This is a genomic window from Rhodococcus spongiicola, from assembly GCF_004011835.1.
Taxonomy (GTDB): Bacteria; Actinomycetota; Actinomycetes; order Mycobacteriales; family Mycobacteriaceae; genus Prescottella; species Prescottella spongiicola.
This window is the reverse complement of sequence record NZ_RKLN01000003.1, coordinates 460,662-475,343: the sequence shown is the minus strand read 5'-3', so window position 1 is coordinate 475,343 and position 14,682 is coordinate 460,662. Positions and strand designations below refer to the sequence as shown.

10 protein-coding genes are annotated in these 14,682 nt (G+C 65.9%); 3 read left to right on the top strand and 7 right to left on the bottom strand.

Going from position 1 to position 14,682, the window contains the following annotated elements; translation table 11 throughout:
* Nucleotides 1-3 precede the first annotated feature (3 nt).
* Both EF834_RS10240 and EF834_RS10235 read left to right on the top strand, forming a co-directional pair.
* Nucleotides 4-486 carry a MarR family winged helix-turn-helix transcriptional regulator gene (locus tag EF834_RS10240; RefSeq protein WP_127947083.1) on the top strand — a complete coding sequence of 161 codons (483 nt, stop codon included), beginning with the start codon at nucleotides 4-6 and terminating at the stop codon, nucleotides 484-486.
* A gap of 127 nt (nucleotides 487-613) precedes the next feature.
* A complete protein-coding gene (locus EF834_RS10235; RefSeq protein ID WP_127947346.1) occupies nucleotides 614-2,215 on the top strand; it encodes an MDR family MFS transporter in 1,602 nt (533 codons plus the stop codon).
* Between the two features lie 141 nt (nucleotides 2,216-2,356).
* On the opposite strand, the gene EF834_RS10230 is transcribed toward EF834_RS10235, so the two are convergent.
* On the bottom strand, nucleotides 2,357-3,187 hold the full coding sequence (locus EF834_RS10230; protein ID WP_127947082.1) for an ABC transporter permease: 831 nt from the start codon (nucleotides 3,185-3,187) through the stop codon (nucleotides 2,357-2,359).
* Nucleotides 3,184-4,200 (bottom strand): ATP-binding cassette domain-containing protein, encoded by a 1,017-nt coding sequence (locus tag EF834_RS10225; protein ID WP_127947081.1) that lies wholly within the window; start codon nucleotides 4,198-4,200, stop codon nucleotides 3,184-3,186. The genes EF834_RS10230 and EF834_RS10225 overlap by 4 nt, the downstream gene beginning before the upstream one ends.
* 376 nt (nucleotides 4,201-4,576) lie before the next feature.
* Here EF834_RS10225 and dxs point away from each other — a divergent pair, with 376 nt between their 5' ends.
* On the top strand, nucleotides 4,577-6,517 hold the full coding sequence (gene dxs, locus EF834_RS10220; RefSeq protein ID WP_127947345.1) for a 1-deoxy-D-xylulose-5-phosphate synthase: 1,941 nt from the start codon (nucleotides 4,577-4,579) through the stop codon (nucleotides 6,515-6,517).
* Nucleotides 6,518-6,539: 22 nt separating this feature from the next.
* Here the strand turns inward: dxs and EF834_RS10215 are convergent, their stop codons facing one another.
* The 5 genes from EF834_RS10215 to EF834_RS10195 form a co-directional block, all read right to left on the bottom strand.
* On the bottom strand, nucleotides 6,540-8,135 hold the full coding sequence (locus EF834_RS10215) for an oleate hydratase (RefSeq protein WP_127947080.1): 1,596 nt from the start codon (nucleotides 8,133-8,135) through the stop codon (nucleotides 6,540-6,542).
* Between the two features lie 184 nt (nucleotides 8,136-8,319).
* Nucleotides 8,320-9,756 carry a sugar porter family MFS transporter gene (locus EF834_RS10210; RefSeq protein ID WP_127947079.1) on the bottom strand — a complete coding sequence of 479 codons (1,437 nt, stop codon included), beginning with the start codon at nucleotides 9,754-9,756 and terminating at the stop codon, nucleotides 8,320-8,322.
* Nucleotides 9,757-9,975: 219 nt separating this feature from the next.
* Nucleotides 9,976-12,081, bottom strand: a complete 2,106-nt coding sequence (locus EF834_RS10205) for a 3-hydroxyacyl-CoA dehydrogenase NAD-binding domain-containing protein (protein WP_127947078.1) — start codon at nucleotides 12,079-12,081, stop codon at nucleotides 9,976-9,978.
* On the bottom strand, nucleotides 12,082-13,299 hold the full coding sequence (locus EF834_RS10200; protein WP_127947077.1) for a thiolase family protein: 1,218 nt from the start codon (nucleotides 13,297-13,299) through the stop codon (nucleotides 12,082-12,084).
* Nucleotides 13,300-13,420: 121 nt separating this feature from the next.
* Nucleotides 13,421-14,653, bottom strand: coding sequence for a ribonuclease D (locus tag EF834_RS10195; protein WP_127947076.1), 1,233 nt, complete (start codon nucleotides 14,651-14,653; stop codon nucleotides 13,421-13,423).
* Nucleotides 14,654-14,682 lie beyond the last annotated feature (29 nt).

Here is a 14,682-nt window from a genome sequence, read left to right as displayed (position 1 = left end):
CCGATGACCGTCCAGGCAGATCCCGTTCAGGCTGATCCCGTTCAGGGGCTGGTCGACGCGATCTTCCTCTTCGGGCGGTCACTCAAATGCGCGATCAAGAGTGGTGAGGGCGATCCGATCGCCCCCGCCCTGGCCGGAGTGCTGTTCGTGTTGTCCGTTCATGGCCCGTGTCGCCAGAACGAGCTCGCGTCGGTTCTGCACGTGAGCGAGTCGGCGCTCAGTCGACAGTTGAGCGAATTGGTCGACGCCGGCCTCGTCGAGCGACGCTCGGACCCCCACGACAAGCGGGCGTTCCGTGTGCAGGTCTCGGTCGAGGGGGAAGAGATTCTGCGCACCACGAATGAACGCAGGTCCGCGCGTCTGCGCAGACTGCTCGCCGGATGGAGCCACGAAGAAGTGGTGGCCGCGTTGTCGACCATCGAACGACTCACCGACTCGCTCACGGTCCGCCCGGAGCCGCATCACGAGCAGTATCTGCATCACTAGCAGCATCCGCACCACTAGCAGCCGATCAGTGTGGGAGAACACTTCTATGAAGAGATCAGCACCAGCGACGACCTCGGTTGGGGTGACATCAGTTGGGGAGAGCAGGACGGCCGACGGCCACGAGGCGATGACCCATCGCCAGATCCTAGAGGTCCTCGCAGGCCTCATCGCGGCGCTGTTCACCGCGCTGCTCAGCACGACGATCGTCACCACGGCACTGCCTACGATCATCGGGGACCTGAAAGGCTCCCAGACGCAGTATGCGTGGGTGATCACCACAGCGCTGCTCGCGAACGCGGCGTCGACCCCGATCTGGGGGAAGCTCGCGGACCTGTTCAACAAGAAGGTCCTCGTCCAGACCGCCATCGTGCTCTTCGTCGTGGGGACGGGCATCGCCGGTTTCGCCCACAACGTCCCGGTCCTGTTGGCGGGGCGCGTCGTCGAGGGCATCGGCATGGGCGGCGTGACCGCGCTGGTAGTGGCGATCATCGGGAGCATCATCCCGCCGCGCGACCGCGGCCGCTACGCCGGGTACACCGGTGCCGCGATGGCGGTGTCGATGTCGGGTGGCCCGCTCCTCGGTGGCGTGATCGTCGACAGCCCACTCGGCTGGCGTTGGTGCTTCTTCGTGTGCCTGCCGCTCGCAGTGGTTGCCCTCATCCTGCTGCAGCGCACCCTTCGAATCCCGACCGAGCGCAAGGACGACGTCTCCATCGACTGGTTGGGCGCTACGCTGCTCGCCGCAGGCGTCAGCGTCCTGTTGATCTGGGTGTCGTTCGCCGGCAAGGCCGGGTACTACGACTTCATCTCCAAGGAGTCCGCGCTGTACGTCGGGGTCGGCGTGGCGCTGCTGATCGCAATGGTGATCGTCGAGACCAAGGCGAAGTCGCCGATCATCCCGCTGCACATCGTCACCGAGAAGACCACCGGCCTGGCAATCATCGCCTCGGTAGCTGTCGGTGTTGGCCTGTTCGGTGCGACGACTTTCCTCGGCCAGTACTTCCAGACTGCGCGTGGTCACAGCCCGACCATCGCCGGCTTCCTGACCATTCCCATGGTGGCGGGCATGCTGATCGCCTCGATCGGCTCGGGTCGGCTGATCACCCGTTTCGGAAAGTGGAAGCCGTTCATCGTCGCAGGCGCGGCCCTGCTCGTGATCGGATTCGGTCTGCTCTCCACGATCGATCACGCCACCAGCCTGGAGTTGGTGGGCGTCTACATCGCAGTTGTCGGCGTCGGCGTCGGCTGCTTGATGCAGAACCTGGTGCTTGCCGTACAGAACACCGTGAGTGTCAAGAACATCGGTGCCGCGAGTAGTTCGATCGCGTTCTTCCGCACGTTCGGTGGCGCGATCGGGGTGTCGGTCCTGGGGTCGATCCTCGCGTCCCGCGTCACGACGTTGTCAGCCGAGGGCTTCGCCCGCCTCGGAATCGACACTCAGTCGGCGGGCGGTGGCAATCTCGATCTGAATGCGTTGCCCGCGCCGATCGCGATGATCATCCGCACCGCGTACGGCGACGCGACGGGACGGTTGTTCCTGGTTGCGTGCCTGTTCGCGGTGATCACGCTCGTTTGCGTGATCCTGATTCCGAACGCGCCGCTACGGACGACGATCGACGTCGAGGAGCCTGCCGAGGCCGGTGAGCAGAAGACCGCCGAGGTCGGTGAGCAGGAGCCTGCTGTGGTCGGTGAGCGGAGTGAGGCTGCCACCGAAACCGTCAAGGTCTAGCGGCAGGAACAGGGATGAACAGTGGCCCACGACCGTTCGGTAGTGGGCCACCGCCACGTTCGCAGGGCCTGGGCACGTCTGCAGGGCTAGTTCCGCCTGCAGGGCTAGTTCCGTCTGCAGGGCCAGCTCCGTCTCCTGGGGCTATGTCTTGCGGTTGTAGAGCCGCATCGTGAGGGGGCCGAAGACGACGATGAATCCTGCGCACCAGAGGAGCACCACGGTCAGCTGACCGAACTCGAACGATCCCTCTGCCAGGTCCCTCAGTGCCGTCACGAGATGGCTGATCGGGTTGGCATTGACGAAGGCCTGCAACCAGCCCGGCATGGTCGACGGGTCGACGAAGATGTTGCTCGCGAATGTGAGCGGGAACAGGATGAACATCGATACGCCCATGACGGCCTGCTCGGTACGCATCAACATCGCGAACATCGTCCACACCCACGACAGGCTGAACGCGAACAGCAGAAGCAGAACGACCGAGGCGACAACCCCGACGAAACCGCCGGCGGGGCGGAAGCCGATGATCAGTCCGAGGGTGAGCACGATTACCGATGCGATCGTGTAGCGCACGATGTCACCGAACAGTGCGCCGACGAGAGGCGACGGCCGCCAGATGGGTAGCGATCGGAAGCGGTCGAAGACGCCCTTCTGGATGTCCTTGTTCAACGTCAGACCGGTGTACATCGTGATCATGACGACGGTCTGCACGAGGATGCCTGGGATGAGGAACTGCACATAGGCGCTGGTCGAACCAGCCAATGCCCCACCGAACAGGTACGTGAACATCAGCGTGAACATGATCGGGAACGCTGTCACGTCGAACAGCTGCTCCGGAACGTGCTTGATCTTGAGCAGCGAACGCCAGCCGAACGACAGTGACGTCGACAGCGCATTCGGGCGTGGGGGGCGCGGACCGGACGTCTGCAGGACATTTCCCACCGCCTGTGGCGAGGTGGTGATGGTGTCGGTCACGATGCGTCCTCCTTGAATGTGTCGGTGCCGAATGTGTCGGTGCCCGGTCCGCTGCCCGGAGGCCGTTCGGCGCCATGTCCGGTGAGGGCGAGGAATACCTCGTCGAGGCTGGGCTGGCCGAGGGCGAACGTCGTAACGGCGAGGTGTTCGTCGTCGAGGGCGGCGAGAGCTCGGGCTACCCGTTGGCGGTCGTCGATGCGCACGGTCAGAGCCGCCGGGTCGGACTCGAGCACCACCGGCACTCGCAGTTCTCGCTCGAGGACGGCAGCCGCATCGCGGCGGCGTGGCGGCTCGGCAACCCTCACGTGAAGCGCCCCGGAGCCCACGGAGGACTTGAGTTCTCCGGTGGTTCCCTCGGCTATCACCCTGCCGTGGTCGATGACGGCGATCCGGTCTGCGAGCTGATCGGCCTCGTCGAGGTACTGGGTGGTGAGTAGTACGGTCGTGCCGCCGGCGACTAGCGCCCGGACGATCTCCCACACCTGGTTGCGGCTGCGGGGGTCCAGGCCGGTGGTCGGCTCGTCGAGGAAGATCAACTCGGGGGTCACGATGATGCTCGCGGCGATGTCGATGCGCCGCCGCATGCCGCCCGAGTAGGTCTTGACCTGCCGTCCACCGGCATCTTCGAGGCCGAACGCGTCGAGGAGTTGTTCGCACCGCGCCCGGGCGGCGGCGCGGGAGTACCCGTACAGCCTGCCGAGCAGAACCAAATTCTCGGTGCCTGTCAGATCCTCGTCGAGTGACGCGAACTGGCCGGTGAGAGACACCTTGCTCCGCACGGTCTCGGCTTCCCGGGCGACGTCGTAGCCGAGCACGCGTGCGCTTCCACCGTCGATCGGTAGGAGAGTCGCGAGCATCCGGATGGTTGTCGTCTTTCCGGCACCGTTGGGCCCCAGCACGCCGTAAACACCGCCCGAGGGGACGGACAGGTCGACGCCCGCGACCGCGGTGTTCGAGCCGAACCGTTTGATCAGCCCAGTAGTCTCGATCGCGAGTGCGGTGTCGGGTTTCATCGGCCCCCCTGGTCTGGTGTGTACGAGGTCGGTCTGGTGTGAATGAAGTCGCAACTCGATCGCTGTCCCAGACTGTCGGATCGGTCGGGTCGGCGCAATTGCTTTTCGCGGGCGGTGTCCGCGCCCCAGATGACATCACGATCGTCTGACATCCGGATCGTTCGGCCTCCGGATCGACCCTCTTGTGACCGACGTGACGAACTCGTCGGCTACCTCGGCGAGGAGCAACAGTAAGATGATCGAACAGTCTGGGTTGTGCGATCGGGTGCCTCGGCGCGCTCGGTTCAGAGGCCGTTGGGTGCCGCATCCGGTCGCTCCGTAGACTTGCCGGGCTGTTGCGTGACAGTCCGTGAACTTGCTGGAGGGAGCGATCTCGTTGGGTGTCCTCGACCACATCCAGACGCCTGACGACCTGCGTGGGCTCGATGCCGCGCAGATGAAGGAGCTCGCCGCGGAGATCCGCGAGTTCCTCGTCCACAAGGTGTCCGCCACCGGTGGCCACCTCGGCCCCAACCTCGGTGTGGTCGAGTTGACGCTCGCGTTGCATCGGGTGTTCGATTCGCCGTCCGACCCGATCATCTTCGACACCGGCCATCAGGCCTACGTCCACAAGATCCTCACCGGCCGCAAAGACGAGTTCGACTCGCTCCGCAAGCAGGGTGGGTTGTCCGGGTACCCTTCACGCGCCGAGAGCGAGCACGACTGGGTCGAGTCGTCGCACGCGTCGGCCGCGCTGTCTTACGCGGACGGGATGGCCAAGGCGTTCGAGTTGTCCGGGCAGCGCCACCGTCACGTGGTCGCCGTCGTGGGCGACGGCGCGCTGACCGGCGGTATGTGTTGGGAGGCGCTCAACAACATAGCTGCCGGCAAGGGCCGGTCGGTCGTCATCGTCGTCAACGACAACGGCCGTTCGTATGCGCCGACGATCGGGGGTCTCGCCGACCATCTGGCCTCGCTGCGCCTGCAACCCGGCTACGAGCGCATCCTCGAGGGCGGTCGGCGGATGGTCAGGGAGACGCCCTGGGTCGGACACGCCGCCTATCAGGTGCTGCATGCGATGAAGGCCGGACTCAAGGACGCGGTCAGCCCCCAGGTGATGTTCACCGATCTCGGGATCAAGTACTTCGGTCCGGTCGATGGGCACGACGAGGTTGCGATGGAGTCGGCGCTGCGGCGTGCGAAAGCCTTCGGTGGTCCGGTGATCGTCCACGCGGTCACCCGCAAGGGCATGGGGTATGCACCCGCCGAGAACCACGTCGACGACCAGATGCACGCCACCGGTGTCATGGATCCGCTCACCGGCAAGTCTCGCGGTGCGTCCGCACTGGACTGGACGTCGGTGTTCTCCATGGAATTGATCGAGCATGCCGACCAGCGGGACGACATCGTCGCGATCACCGCCGCGATGCCCGGCCCCACGGGCCTGGCCGCTTTCAGGGAGCGCTTCCCGGAACGGATGTTCGACGTCGGTATAGCCGAACAGCATGCGGTCACCTCGGCCGCCGGTCTCGCCCTCGGCGGGATGCACCCGGTGGTCGCCGTCTACTCGACGTTCCTCAACCGTGCGTTCGACCAGTTGCTCATGGACGTCGCGCTGTTGAAGCAGCCCGTCACGATCGTGCTGGACCGGTCCGGCATCACAGGTTCGGACGGCGCGAGCCACAACGGCGTGTGGGATCTGTCCCTCCTGGGCATCATCCCGGGCATTCGGGTCGCAGCCCCTCGTGATGCGGCGACGCTGCGTGAAGAGCTGCAGGAGGCGCTCGCGGTCGACGACGGCCCGACGGTGATCCGATTCCCCAAGGGCGCGGTAGGCGAGGACGTCCCCGCGGTTCACCGGCTCGACGGCGTCGTGGACGTGCTGCAGATGCCAGAGGGTGACCGTGGTGATGTCCTGTTCGTCGCGGTCGGTTCCTTCGCGGCCACCGCGCTCGAGACGGCGGAGCGGCTGAGCCAGCACGGCATCACCGCCGCGGTGATCGATCCGCGCTGGGTGCTGCCGGTGCCCGAGTCGGTGGTCAAGCTCGCCGAGAACTTCAGGATGGTCGTCACGATCGAGGACAACGGCCTCCACGGCGGCATCGGATCGACGGTGTCGGCGGCACTTCGCGCGGCGGGCGTGAACACGCCGTGCAGGGATCTGGGCGTGCCGCAGCAGTTCCTCGATCACGCGTCGCGCCAAGAGGTGCACCGCGAACTCGGCCTCACCGCGCAGGACATCACCAGGCAGGTAACCGGGTGGGTGGTCGGGCTGGACCGTGTCGAGACCGGCGGCGGCCTGGACAAGGTCGACGGCTCCAACCCGAGCGTCGGGTAATCCGAGCGTCGGGTAAAGGCTGCTAGCGAAACGCCGCTTCGAGTGCCTTGACGCCCACCTTCGGGTCGAGCAGGCCGTGGTAGATCGGCGGGATGGGTGCGGTGACGTCGAACAGGGTGTAGACGGCGAGCATCGCTCCACGCACCGAGTATTCGACGGTGAACACGACGTCCTCGGGCAGATTGGTGAACTGACCGAGGAACGCGAAGTTCTCCGCACCGTCCGGGATCACCTTGGGGCGGTCCTCGGGCACGCGCCGGCTCAGCAGTGCCGACGCGTAGGGCATCATCACCGTCGTGACATCGGTGGTGGCGAGCACCTCGTCGAGTAAGTCCTCGAAGCCGTACTGGTGGATGAGTTCGGTGAGGATCTCCTTCCCGGTGGCCTCGGACATCTTCTTTCTCACGTAGTCGCCGTCACTGTCGATGTCGAAGCCGCATCCCCACAGCGTGTAGATGCCCTTGGGCTGCTCGGGGAAGTGTGGCTGGTGAGCGACGACGGCGGACAGTGTCCATCCCGATTCGAACCAGGTTGTCAACCCGCCCGTTCCCGGCTGGTTTCCGGTGTACACGGCGATGCGGCGAAGGAGCGCATCGCCACGCATCGTGAGCGTGAATGATTTCCACTTGTTCTCGTCGATGTTGCCGTAGAAAGTGTTGGGCCGGCCGAAATCCGTTGCCTTCTTTGCTATCTCTTCCCAAAGCGACCAGCCGTGGTCCACGCGGTCGCGGACGAGGGCGGGCACATCATCGTTGCCACCGTAGGTGGTGTCCGAGGTGATCGAGCCGAGCCCGACGAACGCAAAGTCGTTCTCGCCGAGTTCGATCGTGGACCTTCCGTTCGCGTCCTCGATGTGCAGCCTGGTCGCTCGGCGCAGCCTTCCGGTCTGTGCGAAATCGACATCGAGTACGCGGGTCGCGAAACGAACATCGACGCCACGCGCCCACATCCAGCGTTGCAGGGGGACGACCATCGAGTCGTACTGGTTGTAGACGGTCCGGCGGGCGCCCGAGAGCGTGTGGATCCGAGGGAAGTCCTGGACGAAACGCAGGAAGTAGCGGCGAAGTTCGGCCGCCGAGTGCCACTTCTGGAACGCGAACGTGGTACGCCACATGTGCCAGAAATTCGTCGTGAAGAAGTGGCCACCGAACATCTCGTCGATCCGTCGCGCCCCGAGAGCGCGTTCGGGAACACTCAGCAGCCGCACCATCTCGAGCCGGTCCCGACTGTCGAGGCCGAGCTTCGATGCGTCGATGATGTTGTGTCGTGAGTCAATCAGGCGTGCCTTCTCGTTCGTTTTGACCCTCGCGCTGAAGTCGACAATCTCCTGGCGGACGCTGATGTCGGGATTCTCGAGCGACGGGATCGACTCGAACAGGTTCCACGTGCATTGGTAGGCATCTTCCTCGAGAATGCGTCCACCACGGCTGACCCATCCGTCGGTGACGGCAGGGGAGCGGGCACCGTCGAGCGAGCCGCCCTCGATGTCGAGTTCTTCCAGGATGTGGATGTTCTCGCCGGGGAGTCCGGCATCCCGGATTGCGAAGGCAGCGGCGGCCATTCCGGCGATACCGCCACCGACGATCCAGAGGCGGGCCTGTTTCGGGTCGACGCTCACATCGGTTCCTCCGGACGCGGCGGTGGGCCGATTCTCGAGTGGTTCAATGCGGACGACGCGGCACCATTCCAGCGGCACGCTGTGCGGACACGCCCCGGCGACGCCGGGTGCCGCACGGTACAGCGTCGCGAGGATCCATGACCAGTGTCGGCCGGGCAGTCCCGAAGCGTCAACCGCCTCTCGGTCAGCCGGCCTGTTCGAGAGTGCGACCCCGCGTCTCTTTGACGAACTTCTGAACGATGAAGATCGAGAGCAGCGCCATCACGGCGTATCCGGCATACGTGACCGACAGATTCCAGTCGGCCAGCGACGGAAATGTAGCCGACACAAGGAAATTCGCCACCCAGTTCGATGCGGTCGCGACTCCGACCGCCGCGGCGCGGGCCCGGTTGGGGAACATCTCGCTGATGAGGACCCACACGACGGGGCCCCAGGACAGAGCGAAGAAGAAGACGAAGGAGTTCGCGCCGATCAGGGCGACGGTGCCGTTGGCGCCGGACAGCGTGGCCACGGACTCGCCGATGTCGTTGGTCGTGACGGTTGCCGAACTAAAACAGACCGCTGCGGTGGCGAGGGAGACCGCCATGCCGACCGAGCCGATCAGCAGCAGTGGCTTGCGTCCGATCCGGTCGATCACCGCGATGGCGACGAATGTGCCGAGGATGTTGACCAGGGCACTGACGACGCTGATGAGCAGCGAGCGATCCTCACCGAACCCGACCGCCTGCCACAGCGTGTTCGAGTAGTAGAAGATGACGTTGATGCCGACGAACTGTTGCAGCGCAGCCAGCGTGATGCCGACCCACACGAGCGCCGCAACGCCGGACGACTTGGAGAACAGTGCCCTTTCACCGATATGGACGTGTTCGGCCCCGAAGGTGTTGTAGATCTCCTGGATCCGGTGCGCCACGACCTCGTCGTTGCCTCCCTCGATCTCGGCGATGATCTTGCGTGCTGCATCTTCGCGGCCGCATCGCACCAGGTGCCGGGGTGATTCAGGGATGGTGAGGGTCATGACGAGGTAGAGCAGGGCCGGCACGGCTTCGATCGCGAGCATCCACTGCCAGGCCTCGACTCCTAGCAGTTCCCCGCGTGCGCCGCCCGCGGTCGCCGAGATCGCGTAGTTCATCAGCTGAGAGATCGCGATGCCGAGCACGATCGCCAGCTGGTACATCGACCCGAGTCGCCCGCGGATTGCGGCAGGTGCAATCTCCGCGATGTACGCCGGCGCAATCACCGACGCGAAACCGACGGCAATACCGCCCAAGATTCGCCACAACGTCAGGTCGACGACGCCGAAGGGAAACGCGGACCCGAAAGCACCCACGATGAACAGCACGGCGGCGATCTGCATCACCTTGATGCGGCCGAGCCGGTCGGCAATGCCTCCGGCGACCCACGCGCCGGCTGCGCAACCGAGCAGCGTCAGCGACACCGTCAACCCGGTCGCGGCGGCGCCGATGTCGTACTTGTCGCGAATCGCACCCACCGCGCCGTTGATGACTGCGGTGTCGTACCCGAAGAGGAAACCGCCGAGCGCTGCTGCCGAAGAAAAGAGAACGGCCAGTCCGACGGCCGCGTGAGCGGCCGGGGGCTGGCCGGTAGTGTCGAGATTCGACATTTGCGTGCCTCCCGTCAGGAGAATCGTCCAGACCGCACGCTACGCCGAATTCGTTTCGTTGCGTACCATAAAACTCTTGGGTTTGCGAGGTCGCGCGATGCCTGCGACGATCTGGCCTCCCACCAGCTACGATTCGCCTGCTTGGATGCCAAAGGGGGCGCACCCCCCGACGGGAGTGCGCCCCTTTTTGGGCCGAGTCAGACCCATTCCTGAATTGCGTCAGACGCTCGCGACACCCTTGGCCAGGAACGGGGTGCCGTTCACCGCGGCCGACGTGCCGGTGCGGTCCAGGTACGGCGTGATACCGCCGTTCCAGAAGCCGAAGCCACCGCCCAGGATCAGGCACAGATCGATGTCTTCGGGAGCGGCGACCACGCCCTCCTCGAGCATGATCCGGATCTCCTCCGCGAATGCGCGCCGGGTGCGCTCGAGCACCTCCTCTGCGGTCGACGGCTGGTCGCCCTGCTGCCACAGCGCCGCGACCTCGGGGTCGATGACCTGGCCCTGGTCGGTCCAGGTCCATACACCAGTCTTCCGGGCCTCGACGATGGCCTGGAGTCCCGGCGACGGCTTGAACCGCTCCGGGTAGGCGGCGTGGAGGGTCTCGCCGGTGTGCAGCGCGACCGCGGGGCCGACGAGAGCGAGCAACGCGAGCGGCGTCATCGGCATGCCGAGTTCGGTGATCGCGTTGTCGGCGACGTCGAACGGGGTGCCCTCGTCGACGGCGTTCATGACCTCGCCGAGTGCGCGAGTGAGCAGGCGGTTGAACACGAACCCGGGCAGGTCCGCACACAGTACGGCCGACTTCTTCAGCGACTTCGCTGTGGCGAATGCCGTTGCGAGAGTTGCATCGTCGGTCTGCTCGCCCTTGATGACCTCGAGTAGCGGGAGCACGGCGACGGGGTTGAAGAAGTGGAAGCCCACGACCCGTTCAGGGTGCTCGAGGTCCGCAGCCATCTCGGTGATCGACAGCGACGACGTGTTCGTAGCCAGCACGGTCTCGGGGGAGATGTGCTCCTCGAGCTCGGCGAAGACCTTCTTCTTGACGTCCATGTTCTCGAAGACGGCCTCGATGACGAAGTCGGTCTTTGCGAACGCGGCCTTGTCGAGCGAACCGGTGACCAGTGCCTTGAGGCGGTTCGCGCCGTCCTGGGACAGGCGGCCCTTGGCGAGGAGCTTGTCGATCTCGCTATGGACGTAGCCGACACCCTTGTCGATGCGCTCCTGATCGATGTCGGTGAGGATCACCGGCACCTTCAGCTGCTTGACGAACAGCATCGCCAGCTGGCTCGCCATCAGGCCCGCGCCCACGATGCCGACGCCGGTGATCTTGCGGGCCAGCGACTTGTCCGGTGCGCCGGCCGGACGCTTGGCCCGCCGGTTCACCAGATCGAACGCGTACAGCCCAGCACGCAGCTCGTTGGTCATCAGTAGGTCGGCAAGCGCCTCGTCCTCGGCGGCGAAACCGGCGTCCAGCGACTTCGGGTCGGAGAGGTCGGTGGTGCGGGCGAGTTCGAGCAGCTCGACCGTGCGAACCGCGCCGGGGGCGTTGTTCTTGGTCTTGCCCTCGACAATCGCCTTCGCGCGGGCGATGGCATCGTCCCAGGTCTGGCCACGGTCGATCTCCGGACGAGCGGGGGTGATCTCACCGGCGAGCACCTTCGCGGCCCATGCCAGGGACTGCTCGATGAAATCTGCCGAACCAAGCACGACGTCGGCGATGCCGACCTCGAGCGCCTTCTTCGAGTTGATGACCTTGCCGTTGTTGAGCGGGTTCTCGATCGCGACGGTGACGGCGTTGGACGGCCCGATCAGGTTGGGCAGCAACTGCGTTCCGCCCCAGCCGGGTACCAGGCCGAGCATCGCCTCGGGGAGGCCGAGGGCGCCGACGTTGTCCGCGAACGTGCGGTAGTGGCAGTGCAGGCCCACCTCGAGTCCGCCACCGAGTGCGACACCGTTCACGAAAGCGAAGGTCGGCACGGTGGACTCGCGCAGGCGGCGGAACACGCGGTGGCCGAGGCGGCCGAGCTCGAGGCCCTGCTCGCGTGCGGAGATGCTCGGAACGCCCTTGAGGTCGGCGCCCGCGGCGAAGATGAACGGCTTGCCGGTGACAGCGATCGCGCTCGGCTTGGCGTCGAACGCCTCGTCGAGCGCCTTGTCGAGGGCCAGCAGACCGCGCGGGCCGAAGGAACTCGGCTTGGTGTGATCGAAGCCGTTGTCGAGCGTGATCAGTGCGACCGGGCCATCGATACCGGGAACCGACACCAGCTTGGTGTAGGCGTTGGTGACGACCTCGTCGGCGAAAGCGTTTGCGATGTCGGTCATTTACTTGGCTCCCGCCTCGTAGTCAGCGTGGTTGGGGTTCTCCCAGATGACGGCGCCGCCCATTCCGAGGCCGATGCACATGGTGGTGAGGCCGTAGCGGACGTCGGGGTTCTGTGCGAACTGACGCGAGAGCTGCGTCATCAAGCGCACACCGGAGGACGCGAGCGGGTGGCCGCAGGCGATCGCGCCGCCCCACTGGTTGACACGCGGGTCGTCGTCGGCGATTCCGAAGTGCTCGAGGAACGCGAGCACCTGCACCGCGAATGCCTCGTTGATCTCGAACAGGCCGATGTCCTCGATCTTCAGGCCGGTGCGGGCCAGCAGCTTCTCGGTGGCCGGCACCGGGCCGATGCCCATGACGGCGGGGTCGACACCCTGGAAGGCGAAGCCGACCATGCGCATGCCGACCGGGAGGCCAAGTTCGGTGGCAGTGTCCTCGCCCGCGAGGAGGCAGGCGGTGGCACCGTCGTTGAGGCCGGCAGCATTACCGGCGGTGATCCGGCCTGCCGGACGGAACGGCGTCTTGAGCTTGGCGAGGTCCTCGACGGTGGTGCCGGGGCGCGGCGGTTCGTCCTCGGTGGCCAGGCCCCAGCCCGCCTCGGAGCGGGTCGCGACCGGCACCAGCGTGTCGGCGATCCATCCGGCCTTCTTGGCAGCCTCGAACTTGTTTTGCGACGCGACGGCGTAGGCGTCGGTGCGCTCCTTGGTGATCGACGGGAACCGGTCGTGCAGGTTCTCGGCCGTGTTGCCCATCACGAGTGCGCTCTGGTCGACCAGGCGGTCGGCGAGGAAGCGCGGGTTCGGATCGGCACCCTGGCCCATGGGGTGCCGGCCCATGTGCTCGACGCCGCCGGCGATCACGACGTCGTACTGGCCGAAGCCGATGCCGGACGCGGTGGTCGTCACGGCGGTCATGGCGCCGGCACACATACGGTCGATCGCGAAGCCGGGCACCGTCTCGGGCAGCCCTGCAAGGATCGCGGATGTGCGGCCGATGGTCAGGCCCTGGTCTCCGGTCTGGGTGGTTGCAGCGATGGCGACCTCGTCGATCTGCGCGGGATCGAGCTGGGGATTGCGGCGCAGCAGTTCCCGGATGGACTTGACGACCAGGTCGTCGGCACGGGTCTCGGCATAAATGCCCTTCTGTCCGGCTTTGCCGAACGGCGTGCGGATGCCGTCGACGAAGACGACTTTTCTTTGAGTAGCGGAAGCAGCCACGCTGGATTCCTCCTGGCGACAATGATGTGGTCACTGCGGGTGCTGTGACCCGGCACGCACCACTCTAGCGCTATCTACCGGCCAGTAACATACGGCGCAGTGGTTGGCCGGTTTCCGCTGTTCAGGGCTGTGTCCGGGCGGCCTCGGCAAGGATCGGTACGGTCAGCTCACGTTGCCACGGACGCGCGCCGGCGGCCGCGAGGATCTCGTCGATGACCACGGCCGTATCCCGCTCGGTGGCCGGGGGGTCCCAACACACGCGCCGCACCAGTTCCGGGCTCAGTAGATTCTCGACCGGTACGTGGACGCGCTCGCTCAGGCCCGTGATCTCGGCCTTGGCGGCGCTCAGCCGGGCGGCGGCGTCGGGGTTGCGCTTCGCCCAGCGGCTGGCCGGCGGGGGACCGGTGAACGGTTGGTTAACCGGGGGGAGTTCGTCGTCGGGAAGCGCGCGGGCTCGCTCGAGCGCCGCGAGCCAGAGCCGAGAAGATCGGCGCTGACGCGGTCCGCCGAACACCGGCAGGGCGCGCAGGGCCTCGAGACTGGTCGGGTCGGCACTTGCGGCCGCTACGATCGCCGAGTCCGGCAGGATGCGGGTGGGTGAGATGTCCCGCTTGCGAGCGACTTCGTCACGGGTCGTCCACAGTTCACGGACCGCGGCGAGCTGGCGGGGGTTCTTGAGGCTGTGGATCTGCGAGGTTCGTCGCCAACGGTCGGGTTTGGGCTTCGGGGGTCCGGTCTGGCGGACGTGCTCGAACTCCTGCTCAGCCCACTCGGTTTTGCCTTGCGCTGCAAGCTCTTTCGTCATGGCGCCGCGCAACTCCAGGAGAACCTCGACGTCGAGCGCGGCGTAGTTGAGCCATGCTTCCGGCAGCGGTCGCGTGGACCAGTCGGCGGCACCGTGCCCCTTGCGCAGTTCCAGCCCCAGGGTGCGCTCGACGATCGCCGCCAATCCGACGCGCTCGAAGCCTGCGAGTCTTCCGGCCAGCTCGGTGTCGAACAGCTTCGCTGGTTGGAGACCCAACTCGGCCAGGCACGGCAGATCCTGATCGGCCGAGTGCAGAATCCACTCGAGGTCGTTGATCGCATCCCGTAGCGGTGCGAGGTCCGCGGCCGTCGGGATCGGGTCGAGCAGGAAGGTCCCAGCACCTGCCCGCCGCAGCTGCACGAGGTAGGCGCGGGGCGAATAGCGAAAACCCGATGCCCGCTCGGCGTCGACGGCAAGCGGACCGCTGCCCGCAGCCAATCGCTCGGCGGCGTCACGGACGTCGGCGCCGCCGCCGATCACCGGTGGCACCCCGTCGGCCGGAACCAGCAGTGGTACGGGTTTGGAGGCGCGCTCGGTGCTGTCTGGCATAGCCAAAAACTCTACGTGGGTTTGGCGGG

Excerpts from the sequence above, each read along its gene's own strand:
- EF834_RS10240 (WP_127947083.1), top strand. The coding sequence starts at position 4 with ATGACCGTCCAGGCAGATCCCGTTCAGGCTGATCCCGTTCAGGGGCTG.
- EF834_RS10235 (WP_127947346.1), top strand. The coding sequence starts at position 614 with ATGACCCATCGCCAGATCCTAGAGGTCCTCGCAGGCCTCATCGCGGCG.
- EF834_RS10225 (WP_127947081.1), bottom strand. The coding sequence starts at position 4,200 with ATGAAACCCGACACCGCACTCGCGATCGAGACTACTGGGCTGATCAAA.
- EF834_RS10210 (WP_127947079.1), bottom strand. The coding sequence starts at position 9,756 with ATGTCGAATCTCGACACTACCGGCCAGCCCCCGGCCGCTCACGCGGCC.
- EF834_RS10205 (WP_127947078.1), bottom strand. The coding sequence starts at position 12,081 with ATGACCGACATCGCAAACGCTTTCGCCGACGAGGTCGTCACCAACGCC.
- EF834_RS10195 (WP_127947076.1), bottom strand. The coding sequence starts at position 14,653 with ATGCCAGACAGCACCGAGCGCGCCTCCAAACCCGTACCACTGCTGGTT.